This window comes from Jejuia pallidilutea (assembly GCF_002973595.1).
Lineage (GTDB): Bacteria > Bacteroidota > Bacteroidia > Flavobacteriales > Flavobacteriaceae > Jejuia > Jejuia pallidilutea.
In genome coordinates, this window is record NZ_PVEO01000004.1 from 167,851 (window position 1) to 184,164 (window position 16,314).

General features: G+C 34.0%; 14 protein-coding genes. 10 read left to right on the plus strand and 4 right to left on the minus strand.

The genetic code is table 11. The features are described 5' to 3' along the window. Positions 1-141: 141 nt before the first annotated feature. The 5 genes from CLV33_RS08460 to CLV33_RS08480 all read left to right on the plus strand — a co-directional run bounded on the left by CLV33_RS08460 (position 142) and on the right by CLV33_RS08480 (position 3,823). Positions 142-567: a DUF2141 domain-containing protein gene (locus tag CLV33_RS08460; protein WP_105473539.1), complete on the plus strand. Its 426-nt coding sequence runs from the start codon at positions 142-144 to the stop codon at positions 565-567. 11 nt (positions 568-578) lie between these two features. Continuing rightward, positions 579-1,202, plus strand: a complete 624-nt coding sequence (locus tag CLV33_RS08465) for a hypothetical protein (protein ID WP_105473540.1) — start codon at positions 579-581, stop codon at positions 1,200-1,202. A 25-nt stretch (positions 1,203-1,227) separates the two neighbouring features. Then, positions 1,228-2,568, plus strand: coding sequence for a histidine kinase (locus CLV33_RS08470; RefSeq protein ID WP_105473541.1), 1,341 nt, complete (start codon positions 1,228-1,230; stop codon positions 2,566-2,568). An 11-nt stretch (positions 2,569-2,579) separates the two neighbouring features. Next, positions 2,580-2,909 carry a 2TM domain-containing protein gene (locus tag CLV33_RS08475; RefSeq protein ID WP_105473653.1) on the plus strand — a complete coding sequence of 110 codons (330 nt, stop codon included), beginning with the start codon at positions 2,580-2,582 and terminating at the stop codon, positions 2,907-2,909. Positions 2,910-3,067: 158 nt separating this feature from the next. Then, positions 3,068-3,823, plus strand: coding sequence for a LytR/AlgR family response regulator transcription factor (locus tag CLV33_RS08480; protein ID WP_042245951.1), 756 nt, complete (start codon positions 3,068-3,070; stop codon positions 3,821-3,823). A gap of 170 nt (positions 3,824-3,993) precedes the next feature. On the opposite strand, the gene CLV33_RS08485 is transcribed toward CLV33_RS08480, so the two are convergent. The 3 genes from CLV33_RS08485 to CLV33_RS08495 form a co-directional block, all read right to left on the minus strand. After that, positions 3,994-4,701 (minus strand): fibronectin type III domain-containing protein, encoded by a 708-nt coding sequence (locus CLV33_RS08485; RefSeq protein ID WP_105473542.1) that lies wholly within the window; start codon positions 4,699-4,701, stop codon positions 3,994-3,996. Positions 4,702-5,070: 369 nt separating this feature from the next. Beyond that, complete coding sequence (locus CLV33_RS08490; protein WP_105473543.1) at positions 5,071-6,246, minus strand: LETM1-related biofilm-associated protein; 1,176 nt, start codon at positions 6,244-6,246, stop codon at positions 5,071-5,073. A gap of 115 nt (positions 6,247-6,361) precedes the next feature. Continuing rightward, a complete protein-coding gene (locus tag CLV33_RS08495) occupies positions 6,362-6,598 on the minus strand; it encodes a hypothetical protein (RefSeq protein ID WP_042246006.1) in 237 nt (78 codons plus the stop codon). A 151-nt stretch (positions 6,599-6,749) separates the two neighbouring features. Here CLV33_RS08495 and CLV33_RS08500 point away from each other — a divergent pair, with 151 nt between their 5' ends. The 4 genes from CLV33_RS08500 to CLV33_RS08515 are packed head-to-tail and all read left to right on the plus strand — an operon-like array spanning position 6,750 to position 11,944. After that, positions 6,750-8,693 carry a peptidylprolyl isomerase gene (locus CLV33_RS08500; protein WP_105473544.1) on the plus strand — a complete coding sequence of 648 codons (1,944 nt, stop codon included), beginning with the start codon at positions 6,750-6,752 and terminating at the stop codon, positions 8,691-8,693. Positions 8,694-8,695: 2 nt separating this feature from the next. Next, positions 8,696-9,553 carry a peptidylprolyl isomerase gene (locus CLV33_RS08505; RefSeq protein WP_105473545.1) on the plus strand — a complete coding sequence of 286 codons (858 nt, stop codon included), beginning with the start codon at positions 8,696-8,698 and terminating at the stop codon, positions 9,551-9,553. Further along, complete coding sequence (locus CLV33_RS08510; RefSeq protein ID WP_244906409.1) at positions 9,537-10,982, plus strand: peptidylprolyl isomerase; 1,446 nt, start codon at positions 9,537-9,539, stop codon at positions 10,980-10,982. The genes CLV33_RS08505 and CLV33_RS08510 overlap by 17 nt, the downstream gene beginning before the upstream one ends. A gap of 8 nt (positions 10,983-10,990) precedes the next feature. Next, positions 10,991-11,944, plus strand: coding sequence for an AAA family ATPase (locus CLV33_RS08515; RefSeq protein WP_105473654.1), 954 nt, complete (start codon positions 10,991-10,993; stop codon positions 11,942-11,944). On the opposite strand, the gene CLV33_RS08520 is transcribed toward CLV33_RS08515, so the two are convergent. Further along, positions 11,941-13,629 (minus strand): LIC_10190 family membrane protein, encoded by a 1,689-nt coding sequence (locus CLV33_RS08520; RefSeq protein WP_105473547.1) that lies wholly within the window; start codon positions 13,627-13,629, stop codon positions 11,941-11,943. The genes CLV33_RS08515 and CLV33_RS08520 overlap by 4 nt on opposite strands. A 379-nt stretch (positions 13,630-14,008) precedes the next feature. Between CLV33_RS08520 and CLV33_RS08525 the strand changes: the two genes are divergently transcribed. Further along, positions 14,009-16,276 (plus strand): aconitate hydratase, encoded by a 2,268-nt coding sequence (locus tag CLV33_RS08525; protein WP_105473548.1) that lies wholly within the window; start codon positions 14,009-14,011, stop codon positions 16,274-16,276. Positions 16,277-16,314: the final 38 nt, after the last annotated feature.

Consider the following 16,314-nt stretch of genomic DNA (forward strand, 5'->3'; position numbering starts at 1 on the left):
TTAACCTTTTTTTGTGCCGTACTTTTATAAAAAATCCCTAAAACTACAATTCATCTCTTTTTTTTTACAGTTCGGTAAGTTGCATTTTAAAAAAAAGAATTTGGATGAGATATTTGTGCTATAATCAAAACACACACAATCATGCAACATCTCATTAAAATTATCTGTCTTATTATTTTAAGTACATCTTTTGCAATAGCGCAAGAGGCTACGGGAAACACTGTAACCGTTACGGTATCTAATCTAGAGAGTAACGATGGAAAAGTATTTATATCGCTCTATAATTCCAAAGAAAGTTTTTTAAGCAAAGGGTTTAAAGCAACCTATTCTAAAATTGAAAACAATAGCTGTAAAGTGGTATTTAAAAATGTACCCAATGGTATTTATGCCATATCCTTATTTCACGACGAAAACGATAATAATAAAATGGATACGAAAATGTTTGGTATCCCAAAGGAAGCTTACGGTTGCTCTAATAACGCTAGGGGATTTATGGGGCCACCAAAATGGGAGGACGCAAAATTTAGTATAAATAACGAATCTGTAACACAACATATTACACTATAAAACCTAATATTATGAAACATGTAATTAGCATCGCCATACTTTTGTGTTCTATTGTAGCTAGTGCACAAAGTAATTATGAAAAAGGTATGCAGAAAGCATTTGACCTATGGAGCCAAAACAAACCCGAAGAAGCGGTACATATGTTTGAACGTATAGCTTCGGCTGAAACTGATAATTGGTTGCCGCCGTATTGGGCTGCTCAAATAAATATAGTTACCAGTTTTGGCGAAAAAGACGAAGAAAAACTGGCTGCTAAATTAAAAAAGGCACAGAATTTATTAAATGATGCAACGGCAATATCTAAAAACAATCCAGAAATAATGGTATTACAAGCCATGTTACATACCGCTTGGATAGCATCAGACGGCGCTACTTATGGTATGACATTGTCTCCTAAGGTTGTAGAGTTATATGCCAAGGCAGAGGCCTTAGCGCCAAATAATCCTAGGGTTGTAGCATCGAAAGCAGAGTGGAATATTGGTAGCGCACAATATTTTGGACAAGATATTGCGCCCTTTTGTAAAGATTTAAAGCGTGCCTTAGAACTTTTTGCTAATTTTAAAGCAGAAACACAGTTTCACCCTCAGTGGGGTAAAGATCGTGTAGAGGTATTATTAGAATCTTGCAAAGAGTAAATTCTAAAAATTAATTAAAACGACTATGAAAAAATCGGTTAAAAATCTCATAATAACATTTGTTATTGGATGTACTGTGTATGTTGTTGGTAAGATGCTTACCGGTGGATTTATTTACAACAATGTAAACGAATTTTTAATCGACTTTGGTTTCTACCAGCTTTACGCATTCGTTTTGGGGTATTCTAATATGTACTTTTTTGGGCGAATGAATCGTGTAAATTGGAAAAGAAACAGTACACTAAAACGAATAATAGTTGGGGTTGTTGGTTCTACAACTATTACCTTAGTGGGTTTGTTTTTTTTAAGGGCGCTTACCTCTATGTACTATGCGGGCAATACGTTTGAGGCGTTTTTAGCTCGGGAAAAATTCGAATATTATCAATTCGGATTATGGATTACCTTAATTATAGTTGCCATATTTCACCTTATATATTTTTACAACAAGTATCAGCAAAACAAGCTTAAAGAGCAAAAGGTAATTGCGGGGACTGCAAGTGCAAAATTCGATGCCTTAAAAAATCAGTTAGACCCACATTTCCTGTTTAATAGTTTAAATGTATTAACTAGTTTAATAGAGGAAAATCCAAATCAGGCTCAAAAATTCACCACATCACTTTCTAAAGTATATAGGTACGTTTTAGAACAAAAAAGCAAAGAGTTGGTAACGGTAGACGAGGAACTGCAATTTGCAAAAACCTACATGTCCTTATTAAAAATGAGGTTTGAAGATAGTATTGTTTTTACTATGCCAGAGCAGGCCGCAAACCCAGAGAGCAAAGTGGTGCCGCTATCGTTGCAGCTGCTACTGGAAAACGCTGTAAAGCACAACATGGTAACCAGTAGCAAACCATTGCGCATTAAAATTTATGAAGATAATGGTTATTTGGTGGTAGAAAATAATTTGCAGCCTAAGCAAATAGTAAAAAAGAGTAGCGGTGTAGGCTTAAGTAATATTATGCAGCGTTACAAGCTGTTAACCAGTAAAAAAGTAGACATAAATAAACAAGCAAACAGTTTTGCGGTAGCAATACCAATGCTTACAAAACAAATATCGGTTATGAGACCACAAACATCAAATCAAATAGACGACAGTTATTTACGTGCAAGAAACCATGTAGAAGAGTTAAAAAATTTCTACTACAGTTTATTGTCCTATTGCCTAGTAATACCCTTTTTAATCTTTATAAACTACAGAACCTATTGGGGCTTTCAGTGGTTCTGGTTCCCTATGTTTGGTTGGGGATTAGGGTTAATAATACAAGCCTTTAGAGTGTTTTATAGCAATAAAGCCTTTGGAGGTAGTTGGGAAAAGCGCAAAATAGAACAGTTTATGCGCGAAGAAGAAAATAGAAAATGGAATTAAAACACACAATTATGGAAAACTACAACATAGAACCCTACAACGAGAAAAAGTACAAAAACGAAGACGCTTACATTAGGGCAGAAAAACGCCTTAAAGTACTAAAAGGATTTTATTGGCATGCCTTCTGGTATGTAGCTGTAAACATTTTTATAGTTGCATCTATAGTAAGAAGCGGAGGCGATATTTGGCACTTTGGTACTTGGTCTACACCATTATTTTGGGGTATAGGCCTTGGTTTTCATGCCTTGGGCGTATTTGGAAAAAGATTTGTATTTAGCAAGCGTTGGGAAGAACGTAAAATTAATGAATTTATGGAGCAAGAAAAACGGCATTGGGAATAATATGGGCGTTACCACGCTTGGGCGTGGTCGGGCTTTCGGGAGTCGCTTCCCGCAAAAAGCGGGAGAGCTTCAACAAATCCCTCAATCCCTAACGCAGCCCTATCAGCCAAAGCAAATGTTAACCACAAATACAACCACATTAGCAAACAACCAAAACTATGAACCTTATCATTATAGAAGACGAAAAACCATCAGCAAGACGTTTACAGCGCATGCTTCAAAGTTTACATTTAGAAACACAGGTAATGCTGCACTCTGTAGAAGAATCTATAGATTGGTTTCAAAATAATGCGCACCCAGATTTAATATTCTTAGACATTCAGTTAAGCGATGGTTTATCCTTCGAGATTTTTGAAACCATCGAAATTAAGTCCGCCGTAATCTTTACCACAGCCTATGATGAGTATGCGTTACAGGCCTTTAAACTTAACAGTATAGATTATCTCTTAAAACCTATCGATGAAGACGATTTAGCAGCAGCTGTAAAAAAATACCAAGAGCGCTTACCCAAAAAACAAGCGGTAACCTTAGATTTTAACGACATAAAAAAATTACTGGTAAACCCTATAGACCGTGAGTATAAAAAACGTTTTTCGGTAAAAGTAGGGCAGCACTTAAAACTCATAAATATAGATGAAATAGAGTGTTTTTATAGCGAAAACAAAGGCACTTACCTGCATACAACCGATGGAAGAAATTACTTAATCGACGCTACTTTAGAGCAGTTAGAAGAAGCGTTAGAACCACAAACCTTTTTTAGAATTAACCGTGGGTTCTTTGTGAATATAAATGCTATAAACGATATGATAAGCTATACCAACTCGCGCTTACAAATAAAACTAAATTCCTATAACGCACAGGAAGTTATAGTAGCAAGAGAACGTGTAAAGGATTTTAAAATGTGGTTGGAGTAGAATTTTTGGTTACTTTAACGAGCTCTGTACATTGTTGGAAAATCATTTTTATTTTTAAACAATAGTATTTAAATTACAATAGGCTTTCTTAAGTAGACATAAATTACTTTTCTACCTAAAAAAGCCTTTTAAAGCTTTGAAGTAAGATTAAAAAAATCTTTTAAATAATTTTATTCGCCAATAATTATGGTCACTCTGGCTGTAGCGGTAACAGCTTCGCAATTGGCTATTGCCTGATCAAGATAAATTAAGGAACCGCTTCCAGTGCTGGTATTAGCATGATAAACACCGGGTGTATATTCTGTAAGATGGCTGGCACCTGAACCAACATTATTGCCAGTGGGTAAGTTTGAATTGGGTGTCCATGAATATACTCTTCCAATATTAGAAGGTATTGGATCTGGACTGTATTCCAAAATTTCTACATGATAACTAATAGCATTATCTACAGCATTAATTTCAAAATAATTAACTATGCCATAACCTCCTGCTCCTTCCCACCACCTACATTCTATATTTGTTTCAAAAATGATTACTTCAGGCTCAGTAGTAAAAAAGTATGGTGCTTGAGAAGTACCACCATTACCATCTCTTGCTTCTACATAACCTTCATATAGTGTTTCTGGCTCCAAACCAGAAAAGCTGTAGTTTAGAGAGGTGCTTCCTGAGGCTATTTCTTGTCCATCCAATATAATGGCATAAGTCACTGTGTCTCCATCAGGATCAATAGATTCTGTCCATTCAATTGTTGCTCCGTTAAATCTTGTTTCTATGGTATTCGCAGAGAAAATACTTGGAGCTGTATTGTTTGGATTATCTTTTGAACAAGAAATAAAAAGTAAGGTGAAGATAATTAATAGAGGGTTGTAATTTTTCATAATAGTGATTTTTATTTAATATTATCACTATTACATCGGTTGATGTTTAAAATGTCATCATCTTTTTTAATAGGAAGAATTTTTTATGATTAGATTTAACTTGTTTGTGAAAATGAAATGATTTCTGTTTAGGAATGATAACTTTGATTTAATACCACTTTTTCATTTGAAGGTTTTCGTGAATTTTCAGTTAAAAGGTTCTAAATACCGTTTAGAGGCTTTGTCGTTTTTTAAACATAATGTTTAAAATCATGTAACCTTTATTCTGGACGTGGGTAATCGGTTTCATTAACTGTCTAAGATTGTATCGTTTTAAAGACTTAAATCTACCGTTAACGAATGGTGGCTAAAAATATATATAAAGTTAACTTACTTATCGTCAACCCTATTTTCATCAAAAGCCGAGGGTAATAATTTGGGGATAAACTTTACCACCAATGGGAGTAATAAAGCGCCACCTGGTAACATAAAAATAGCCAAACTTGGTATGGATTTAAAAATGTCTAAAAGTTGTTCTTGTACTTTTTGTTGCTCGTCCTTACTTAAATCCCTGGTGGTAGATTGTGTAAGTAATACCATTAATTCTTTACTGTCTTTAAGCTCTTGGTACAAACGTTTACTATTTCTGCTAATTAGTTTTTTAACCATTTTACTAGAGTTGTTGTAAAAACTCTGCACCACATTTTTAGAGCTTAAAAGTGCTATATTGTCTTTATTTAAGGTATAAAACTGGTTTACGGTTTTTATGGCTTGGTTTATCCTGGAAATATTTAACTGTAAATCTTTGCCTAGTTTTTCTAAAAAATGCTGCTCGTCTATATCAATAGTTTGGTCGCTCCAAGTCGCCATACAGGCTAAATCTAAAATATAGTAGCGTTCCTCTTCTGTGGTAATATTTTGTACTGATTTTTTATAATCTAAATAGTTGTTTTCTGTAAAGCGTAGAGAAGACTGGAATAACTTTATTAAGCTCTCATCGTATTCGTTCTTTTCTTCTTTAGAATTTAACACGTCCAACGAAATGGTAACTATAGAGCCTTCTAGCGTTTTTATGTAATTAATGGAGAAATTATCCTGTTTTACATAGCGTTGGTAGGCTAAAACATCTACATAAAGTAGTGCATTTATAATAAAGTAATTAAAATTTTTAGTAAGTACATTGGCATCTATTTGTATGCGCTTGTGTATAATGTTTTCTAGTTGCTCGTAAGATTTTTTACCTCCAAGTAAGTCTTTGAAAAACGAGGTTTTTATATCGCTTATTTCAGAATAAAAATTAATAACACTATCTACAAAAGGGTGTTTGTTTTTAGAGTTATGATGTGTGTAATATAAGGCTAAACAAAGGTTTATTTTGCATATTTCCTCTTCTGTAAGGTGTGTTTTGGGTACTACCTGTGCCGCAATATTTTGATTGCTACCATAAATAAAGCCCGAAGCTCTAAGGGCATTGTAAAATTCCTCCTTGCTAAATTTTAAAAAGAGGTTGTTTAAAGCTATTTCGCTTTCGAGTTTTCGTATCCAACCAGATGATGATGGGTTCATGTTGCTCTATTAGGATATCGTAAAATTAAACTTTTAAGTAAAAGTTTAAAGGGTTTATTTTTAAAAACGAGTTTTAAATAGCTGATAACCGCACAATTGTAATAATTATCTGCGTTTATTCACTATATAACTGCCCACGATGAGGTTTTAAGGCGTCTCTAACAGGTTTCATTTGGTGTTCGTTTACTACCATGTAAGCTATGGCGTGTACATCGTTTATGGCTTCAAAACCAGTAATGTTTAATGCTAGTTGTTGCGCTTTTATGTAATCTCTTAAATGTATTTCATGATGCTCTGCAATTTTTAAGGCATCGGGACCACGAAAATCCCATATAAGTTTTAATTGTCGCATACCGTTTTTATTTGCGTTCAAAGGTCTTAAATTTAGTGTTAAATAGCATTAAAAATGTAAAATAAAACGCCTTTATTTGCGTTTGTTAACACAACTTGTTTTAAAGCTATATATTAGTATTTTTGTATCCGTTGATTAATAATATGTTATAATGAAATTGAAGTATTACGTTCTGTTTTTTGTATTGCAGTTTGCTATTTCAGGAATTGCTCAAACCTCAAAAGATGAGGTGTTGTTTACCGTTGCCGATGATGCTGTGTATGTCTCTGAGTTTTTAAGGGTATATAACAAAAATCTTAATTTGGTACAGGATGAGTCTCAAAAAGATGTAGATGAATATTTAAAATTATTCACCAACTATAAATTAAAACTAAAGGAGGCCAAAGCCCAAGGCCTACACGAAAAGCCTTCTTACAAGCGAGAGTTGGAAAGTTACAAAAAACAACTGGCTAAAAATTATATGACCGATGCAAAGGTTAACGACGCATTGGTGGAAGAAGCCTACAATCATATTTCTAACGATATAAAGGCTAACCATATTTTGGTGCGATTAGCCGAAGATGCTAGTCCACAAGATACCTTAGTCGCATACAATAAAATCAAGGATTTACGAAAACGCGCTGTAAATGAGGGGTTTGAGATTGTTCGTAAACAGGTGCACAATGGTAAAACTGTTTTTGGTGAAGAATTAGGTTGGTTTTCTGGATTTAGAATGGTATATAAGTTTGAAAAAGTAGCCTACAACACACCAGTTGGAGAAATTTCAGAACCTTTCAGAACACGTTTTGGATACCATATTGTTAAAGTTTTTGATAAACGAAAGGCTAGAGGCGAACGCACGGTTAAGCATATAATGATAAGCACAAAACAAGGTGATACATCCACAGATGCTGAAACGCGAATTAAAGATATTTATACCAAAATTAAACAAGGCGAAACGTTTGAGGATTTGGCAAAGGAATTTTCAGATGATAAAAATTCTGCTCCTAGTGGTGGGTTGTTAAAGCCATTTTCTAGCGGGCAGTTGAGCGTTCCAGAATTTGAGGAAGCCGCATTTGCGTTACAAAACAAAGGCGATATTTCAGAGCCTATTAAAACCAACTTTGGATGGCACATTATAAAACTAGAAAATGCAAAACCTATTGGTGCTTTTAAAGAGCTAAAACCTGAGCTAGAAGATAAAGTAAAACGCGATGCGCGGTCACAACTTATAGAAGAAGCACTAATTAGCAACCTTAAAGATAAATATGGCATTACAAATACAGATTTATCTTATTTTAAAACCATATTAAATGAGGATTTTTACAAACGTACCTGGAAACTTCCAGAAGATTTTAAGGGCGACGCTCCTTTAGTAAAAATTGGTAATAAACAACTTACAAACGCCGATTTTGGTAACGTTCTGCTGTCGCAACAAAAGCGTATAAGAGGCACACAAAGTTTTGATGAAATTGTAGAAGATGCTTACAATTCTTTTTTAAATACAAACTTAAAGCAGTACCAAGAAGAGCATCTTGAGGAAGAAAATAAAGACTATGCATATATTTTAGGCGAATATAGAGATGGTTTGCTGTTGTTCGATTTAATGGAAAGCACCATTTGGGAAGCTGCAAAAACAGATTCTGTAGAGGTTAAGGCCTTTTATGAAAATAATAAAGCAAATTACTTTTGGCCAGTAAGGGTAAATGCAGAAGTGGCGTCTTCAGCAAATAAAAAAGTAATTAACAAGGTGGCTAAACTCATGAAAAAAAATATGCCTACCGATGATATTAAAAATTTAGTAAACACTAACGGCGAAGTAAATGTTATTTTTACAAAAGATACTATGGCCACTACCCATCAAGCATTGCCCGAAAAATTTAATATTTCAAAAGGGGTTTCTAAAGTGTACAAACATAACAGTGGTTATATAGTTGCCAACGTTAGCGAGGTGTTACCAAAAAAACAAAAACCCTACGAAGAAGTTAAGGGTTTGGTAATGAGCGACTACCAAACCCACAAAGAAAATGTTTGGTTAAACCAACTTAAAGAAAAGTATAAAGTAGTGGTTAATAACGATGCCTTAAAACGTGTTAAAGCAGAACTTAAACAATAATTGTGCGTATAAAATCCCTCATCATACTATTTAGTTCTACAGTTGTTTTTTCGGGATGTAACATCTTTAAAAAATCCGACGACAGAAAGCCCATTGCTAGAGTTAACGATAGCTACCTTTATGCGGAAGACTTAAAAGGCTTGGTAACTGAAGGAACTACCAAAGAAGACAGTACTTTAATAGTTCAGAATTTTATAAAAGAGTGGGCCACAGAACAACTTTTGGTAGACGGTGCACAAATAAATTTAAGCGAAGAAAAACAAAGTAACTTTAATAAACTGGTAGGACAATATAAAAATGATTTGTTCAGTAAAGCTTATTTAGAAGCATTAGTAAAGAAAAATCTAGATACAACGGTAAGTAACCAAGAAGCCAACGAATATTACGAAGCCAATAAAGATGTATTTAAACTTAACGAAGAGCTCATAAAATTCAGGTACATTCATGTAGATGAAAACATAATAGATTTCAATACAATTAAAGACCGTTTTAAAAAGTTTGAAGATGAGGATAAAACGGCTTTAGATTCCATAGCCATTCAGTTTAAATCCTATTCATTAAACGATTCTATTTGGGTAAGAATGAGTCAGGTTATTTCCAAAATTCCGGGAGTGAATTCAGAAAATAAAAATCAACTGTTAAAAAAATCTAATTTTGTGCAACTCAAAGATTCATTAGGAGTATATTTGATGCAAGTAAATGATGTTTTATTACGTAACGATACCGCACCTTTAGAGTATGTTAAGCCAACAATACGGCAAATAGTTATAAACAAACGTAAGTTAGAGCTCATTAAAAAATTAGAAAAAGATATTACAAAAGATGCCATTAAAAACAAAGAGTTTGAAATCTACAACTAATACTATAAAATTACTGCTTCTATTAATGTTTACAGCAGTGTTTTCAATACACGCACAAGAAATAATAGAAGATAAACAAGACATAGCAGCAACCGAAGAAGCTGAAAATACTAAAACAGACTCCACCAACGCATTTAACCCTGTAAAGGTAGATGGTGTTGCTGGTGTTGTGGGAGACTTTATTGTTCTAAATTCTGATATTGATAAGGAATTTTTACAACTGCAAGCCTCTGGTGTAGATACTAAAGATATTACTAGATGCCAGCTTTTTGGTAAACTTTTAGAAAATAAACTTTATGCGCACCATGCCATTCAAGACAGTATATTGGTTTCTGATGCCGAAGTGAGAAATAATGTTGAATACCAAGTGCAACAGTTCTTGCAACAGGTAAATGGAGATATGAATCGCCTATTGAAAATTTACAACAAAGAAAGCGAGGAAAGCCTAAGGGAAGAAATGTTTAAAACCAATAAAGACATGATGTTGGCACAACGCATGCAGGCTAAGGTTATTGAAGAGGTAGAAATTACACCAGAGGAGGTGCGACAGTTTTTTAATAAAATACCAAAGGATGAAAGACCAAGTTTTGGTACAGAATTAAAAGTGGCCCAAATAGTAGTAGAGCCTAAAGTTTCAGAAGAAGAAAAACAGCGTATCATTAATCAATTAAAACAGTTTAAGGCAGATGTTGAAGAAAATGGTGCAAGTTTTAGGTCTAAGGTAATTCTTTATGGGCAAGACCCAGGTATTAAACAATCTGGTTACAAATATACCCTAAATAGAAAAAAACCTAGAATGGTAAAAGAGTTTAGGGAAGCAGCTTTCTCGTTACAAGAAGGCGAGGTTTCTGAACCATTTGAGTCTGATTTTGGATTTCATATTGTGTATTGTGAAAAAATTAGAGGACAAGAATACGATGTTAGTCATGTGTTGTTAATACCAGAAGTATCCGATGAGGCGAAGCTTGAAGCTAAAGAAAAAATTGAAAAAGTAAGACAGCAAATTGTTGACGGTGAAATTACTTTTGAAGAAGCCGCAAGAGAAATTAGTGATGATGATGTGACTAAATATGATGGTGGAAAATTAATAAATCCTGAAACACAAGATTATAATTTTGAATTAACACGAATGGATCCAGAGTTGTATTCTCAAATTCAAGATTTAAAAGAAGGAGAGGTAAGTCAGGTTGTTGCAGAAACCGATAGGTCTAACAAGCTAAAATTTAAGATTTTAACGGTTTCAGATAGAATAGAAGACCATGATGCAGATTATGCAACCGACTTTCTTAAAATTAAAGAGTTAGCCTTAAACGAAAAGAAAATTAAAGCCATTGAAAATTGGCAAGCTGAAAAAATTGATGACACCTATATTAAAATTACAGGTGATATGAGAGATTGTGAATTTTCAAGTAATTGGTTAAAAAAATAGGAGTATATATGTCTGATGTCGCTGCAGTAGAACAGTTTGTAAAACAATATAAAGATTTAAAACAAGAAATAGCCAAAGTAATTGTTGGGCAAGACGATGTTATAAATCAAATTTTAATTTCTGTTTTTTCGGGCGGTCACTCCTTGCTTATTGGCGTACCAGGATTAGCCAAAACCTTAATGGTGAACACTATTGCACAAGCCCTTGGTTTAGATTTTAAACGCATTCAGTTTACGCCAGATTTAATGCCTAGTGATATTCTTGGTAGCGAAATCCTAGATGAGGATCGCCATTTTAAATTTGTAAAAGGGCCAATTTTTGCTAACATTATTTTAGCAGACGAAATAAATAGAACACCACCTAAAACCCAAGCGGCTCTTTTGGAAGCAATGCAAGAGCGTGCTGTAACGGTAGCAGGACATCATTATAAATTAGATTTGCCGTATTTTGTTTTAGCAACACAAAACCCAATTGAGCAAGAAGGTACTTACCCTTTGCCAGAAGCACAGTTAGACCGTTTTATGTTTGCCATAAATTTAGAATATCCTTCGTTTAAAGAAGAGGTTCAGGTGGTTAAAGCAACCACCAACGACGAAAAAATAAAAGTTAATGCCCTTTTTTCTTCTGGTGAAATTTTAGAATACCAACACGTAATTAGAAGGATTCCCGTAGCCGACAATGTAATTGAGTATGCCGTAGGAATGGTTGGTAAAACTAGGCCAGATGGTAACACCGCAACAGATTTGGTAAAACAATATATAGATTGGGGTGCTGGCCCAAGAGCCTCACAAAATCTTATTTTAGCTGCTAAAACCCACGCTGCCATACATGGAAAATTCTCTCCAGACATCGAAGATGTTAAAGCTGTAGCTTTAAGTGTATTAAGGCATCGTATTATTAAAAACTATAAAGCTGAAGCTGAAGGTATTACAGAAAAACAAGTTATTGAAAGTTTGTTTTAGTTTTCACTGTTTTCCAGTTTATAAGAAATAAAACCATCATTTAAACCATTGCCTCTTAATTTAGGGATAAAATGGTAATAGGTTTTAATATATTCAATCTGTTGTTTGTTAACGCATGGTAAATCGCCATCGCCCGTAGCCCAAAAAAACACATCATCCCCAGGAGAATTAAATTCAAAACCACTATTGTTTTCTTTAGTAAATGTGGTAGTTGTTCTTGAATTTTTTGCAGGAATTACAAGAGAATTTAATTTAAAATTACTTAAGGACATTGCAAAATTATTGGATGTAAACGCATTTAAATTTATGGGTATAAACAAAGTTATAGCGCTTAGCGCTAAGGAAACGTAAATAAAAATTAAACCAATTTTTTGAGATTTAAATACACTAATAAATATTTGAAGCGACAATACTACTATAAAAACAAAAAAGAAACGGTATTGCGGTGAGTTTAACCAAACTATTGCAAATTGCAATAGCGCAAGCATATAAATAATAAGTAGTGGTTTTCTGTTTTTTATCTTAAGAATAAAAAGCGGAAAAATAATAAGTAAAATCACATAAACTTTATTAAAAAAGCCGTGTAGTTTTGGTATCTTAATCCAATAGCTAAACGTCTCAAATGCATTAAGATGTGTAACATCGGTATTGTTCATACCAGATTGGTAAGTACCCGTTTTATAAAGTTGTAATAATTGTTTTGGTAGTTTCCAATCCACATCCAGAACGTTAAATGCAGAAGTAGGATATAATAAATATCCAGAAATAATATAATTCTTCAAAAGAAACATACTAAGAATTATGCAGCATATTATTGTATACCTTAGGCTTTCAAACTTTAAGGTTTTATAGTTTATAAAGAACAGTATGGCAATTAAAACACTTAAAACAAGCATTGTTACTTTAGTAAAGCACAAAAACAATACAAGACTTAAAAGAATTTTAAACCTGTTTATTGAGATGTTTTTATAATTCAGAATAAACTCATATATAACATATGGTGTTATTAAAAAAACTATTAAATCTGGAGATGGTGTGTTTACAAATTGCATAAAAAATAAGCTGAAGACTAAAACCAGTCCCAAAAAAAAATCCTGTTTAGTTTCGTTTTTGTGAAGTTTTTCAACGAAAAGAAGTCCTAATAAAACAAATACAAAGCCATTAATATCATTAAAACGGTTAGAAATAAATGGAAAGTTAAAACCAGCTTGTAGGGTATGCCACGAGGAGTTCTGCCCTAAAAACACATGTAAATTAGCAAGACCCTTTACATAACCAAATTCATTAATCCATTTTATGGTTTGTATATAGTAAGATTCATTATCAATCAAATAGGGCGCTGTGGCACTTTGCGCTAATGCTAGTAGAAATACTAAACCAAATAATATTTTATATTGAATTTTAAATGCTTTAAATGTATAAAGCGCAGTATTTAAGTATTGAGCTATGTCTTTCTTAAAAATAAACGTAAGGATTAAATTTAAGATTAATATAACCACATAATATTCAATGTGGATTCTAATAAAAAAAGCAGCACCAGAAGTGATTATAGTATAAAGAAAAAGGCCTAAAATTAAATGTATTGTAACATGGCAATCATTAATTTTTAGAAGTTTTCTAAAAACAAAACCCCAATTAAGGGATGTAAATGCAATATAAATCCAGCTTAGAACAATAAGAAGCATTTGGTTGTTTGGTTTCTTTCAAAGGTATAGATAAATCTTAAATAGAACTTCTCTTTACTTTTTTTGTTCAATTATAACGAAATAAAAAAGGCATATGTCAAGTTTTTTTAGAGCCATTATTTGTATGCAATAAAATAACTACAAGAGTAGTAATTCCAATCCTTTTTCACGAAATAGAAACTGTTGGGATAAGTTCATTTATTAATTCATTAGTAAACGATGTTTTCAACTAAAAAAAATACAACGATACGCTCAAATAATGATACAATAGTAAATAAGTATCAATAGGGCTTGCAACTACATCTTTATTTTTAAATCTTTGTATTAATTTCGTATTTTGCGAAACTGAAAAAATAACTATAAACTAAAAATATTTTTTATGGCATTTGACATTGAAATGATAAAAGGAGTTTACTCCACAATGGCCGAACGAGTTGATAAAGCCCGTGAGGTTGTTGGAAAGCCTTTAACGCTTTCTGAGAAAATATTATATAATCACTTATGGGACGGAAACCCTACTAAGGCATTTGTGAGAGGAAAGGATTATGTTGATTTTGCTCCAGATAGAATTGCATGTCAAGATGCTACAGCTCAAATGGCATTGTTACAGTTTATGCAAGCTGGAAAAAGTAAAGTAGCTGTACCAACTACAGTACATTGCGATCATTTAATACAAGCTAAGGAAGGCGCTGCAACCGATTTAAAACATGCCAATACAGTAAGCAGTGAGGTGTTTGATTTCTTAGAATCGGTTTCAAATAAATATGGTATTGGGTTTTGGAAACCAGGTGCAGGTATTATTCATCAAGTAGTATTGGAAAATTATGCATTTCCAGGTGGAATGATGATTGGTACAGACTCCCACACCGTAAACGCGGGTGGTTTAGGTATGGTTGCTATTGGTGTTGGTGGCGCAGATGCTGTTGATGTAATGGCTGGTATGGCCTGGGAGTTAAAATTCCCTAAATTAATAGGTGTAAGGTTAACCGGTAAGTTATCGGGTTGGACGGCACCAAAAGATGTAATTTTAAAAGTAGCCGAAATTCTTACCGTAAAAGGAGGAACTGGTGCAATAGTAGAATATTTTGGTCCTGGTGCACTGGCAATGTCTTGTACAGGAAAAGGCACCATTTGTAATATGGGCGCAGAAATTGGTGCTACAACATCTACATTTGGTTACGACGATTCTATGGAGCGTTATTTACGTGCAACAGACAGAGAAGATGTGGCTGATGCTGCCAATGAAGTTAGACCATACTTAACTGCAGATCCTGAAGTATATGAAAATCCAGAGCAGTATTTCGATCAAGTTATTGAGATTAACCTATCAGAATTAGGCCCATTATTAAACGGTCCTTTCACGCCAGACTTATCAACGCCAGTAGGCTCTGAAATGACTGAAAAAGCTAAGGCTAACGATTGGCCAATAAAAGTAGAGTGGGGATTAATAGGGTCTTGTACTAACTCATCTTATGAAGATTTATCAAGAGCATCGTCTATAGCGCAACAGGCACTAGATAAAGGTTTAAAAACTAAAGCAGAATTTGGTATAAATCCAGGGTCTGAACAAGTACGTTATACTGCAGAACGCGATGGTATTTTAGGAATCTTTGAAAAATTAGATGCTAAAATATTTACAAACGCTTGCGGCCCTTGTATCGGGCAATGGGCGCGCTATTCTGATCCTAAAAATGCACCAAAAAACAGTATTGTGCATTCATTTAATAGAAACTTTGCAAAACGTGCCGATGGAAATCCAAATACGCACGCCTTTGTAGCTTCTCCTGAAATTACAGCAGCTATCGCTATAGCGGGTCGTTTAGATTTTAACCCGTTAACAGATACTTTAATCAACGAAAACGGTGAAGAAGTAATGCTAGACGAACCAACAGGATGGGAATTGCCACCTAAAGGGTTTGATGTTAAAGATAACGGTTACCTAGCACCGGAAGCAGATGGGAGCCATGTTAATGTTGTAGTTAAGGATGACTCAGAACGTTTACAGCTACTTACACCTTTTGAACCGCTTGGAGATACCATAACAGGTGCTAAGTTACTAATTAAGGCCTTTGGTAAATGTACTACCGACCATATTTCTATGGCTGGACCTTGGTTACGCTTCAGAGGACACTTAGATAATATTGCCAACAATACCTTAATTGGTGCAGTAAACGCATTTAACCAAAAAACCAACTTTGTTAAAAACCAATTAACAGGTGAGTATGGTGGCGTACCAGATGTACAGCGCGAATACAAAAAAGCGGGGATTAAAACTGTAGTAGTTGGAGACCATAACTATGGTGAAGGTTCATCTAGAGAGCATGCTGCAATGCAACCACGCCATTTGGGAGTTGCCGCAGTAATCGTAAAATCGTTTGCTCGTATTCATGAAACAAACTTGAAAAAGCAAGGTATGCTAGGGCTTACTTTTGATAACGAAGCAGATTACGATTTAATTCAAGAAGATGATACGTTCAACTTCTTAGATTTAAACGAATTTGCGCCAGATAAGCAACTCACTTTAGAAGTAGTTCATACCGATGGCAGTAAAGATGTAATTAAGCTAAACCATACGTACAACGATGCGCAAATAGCATGGTATAACGAAGGTTCTGCGCTTAATTTAATTAAGAAGCAAAACGCATAATTTTTTTTAAAATATGTATATTAAAAAATCCAGTCTGA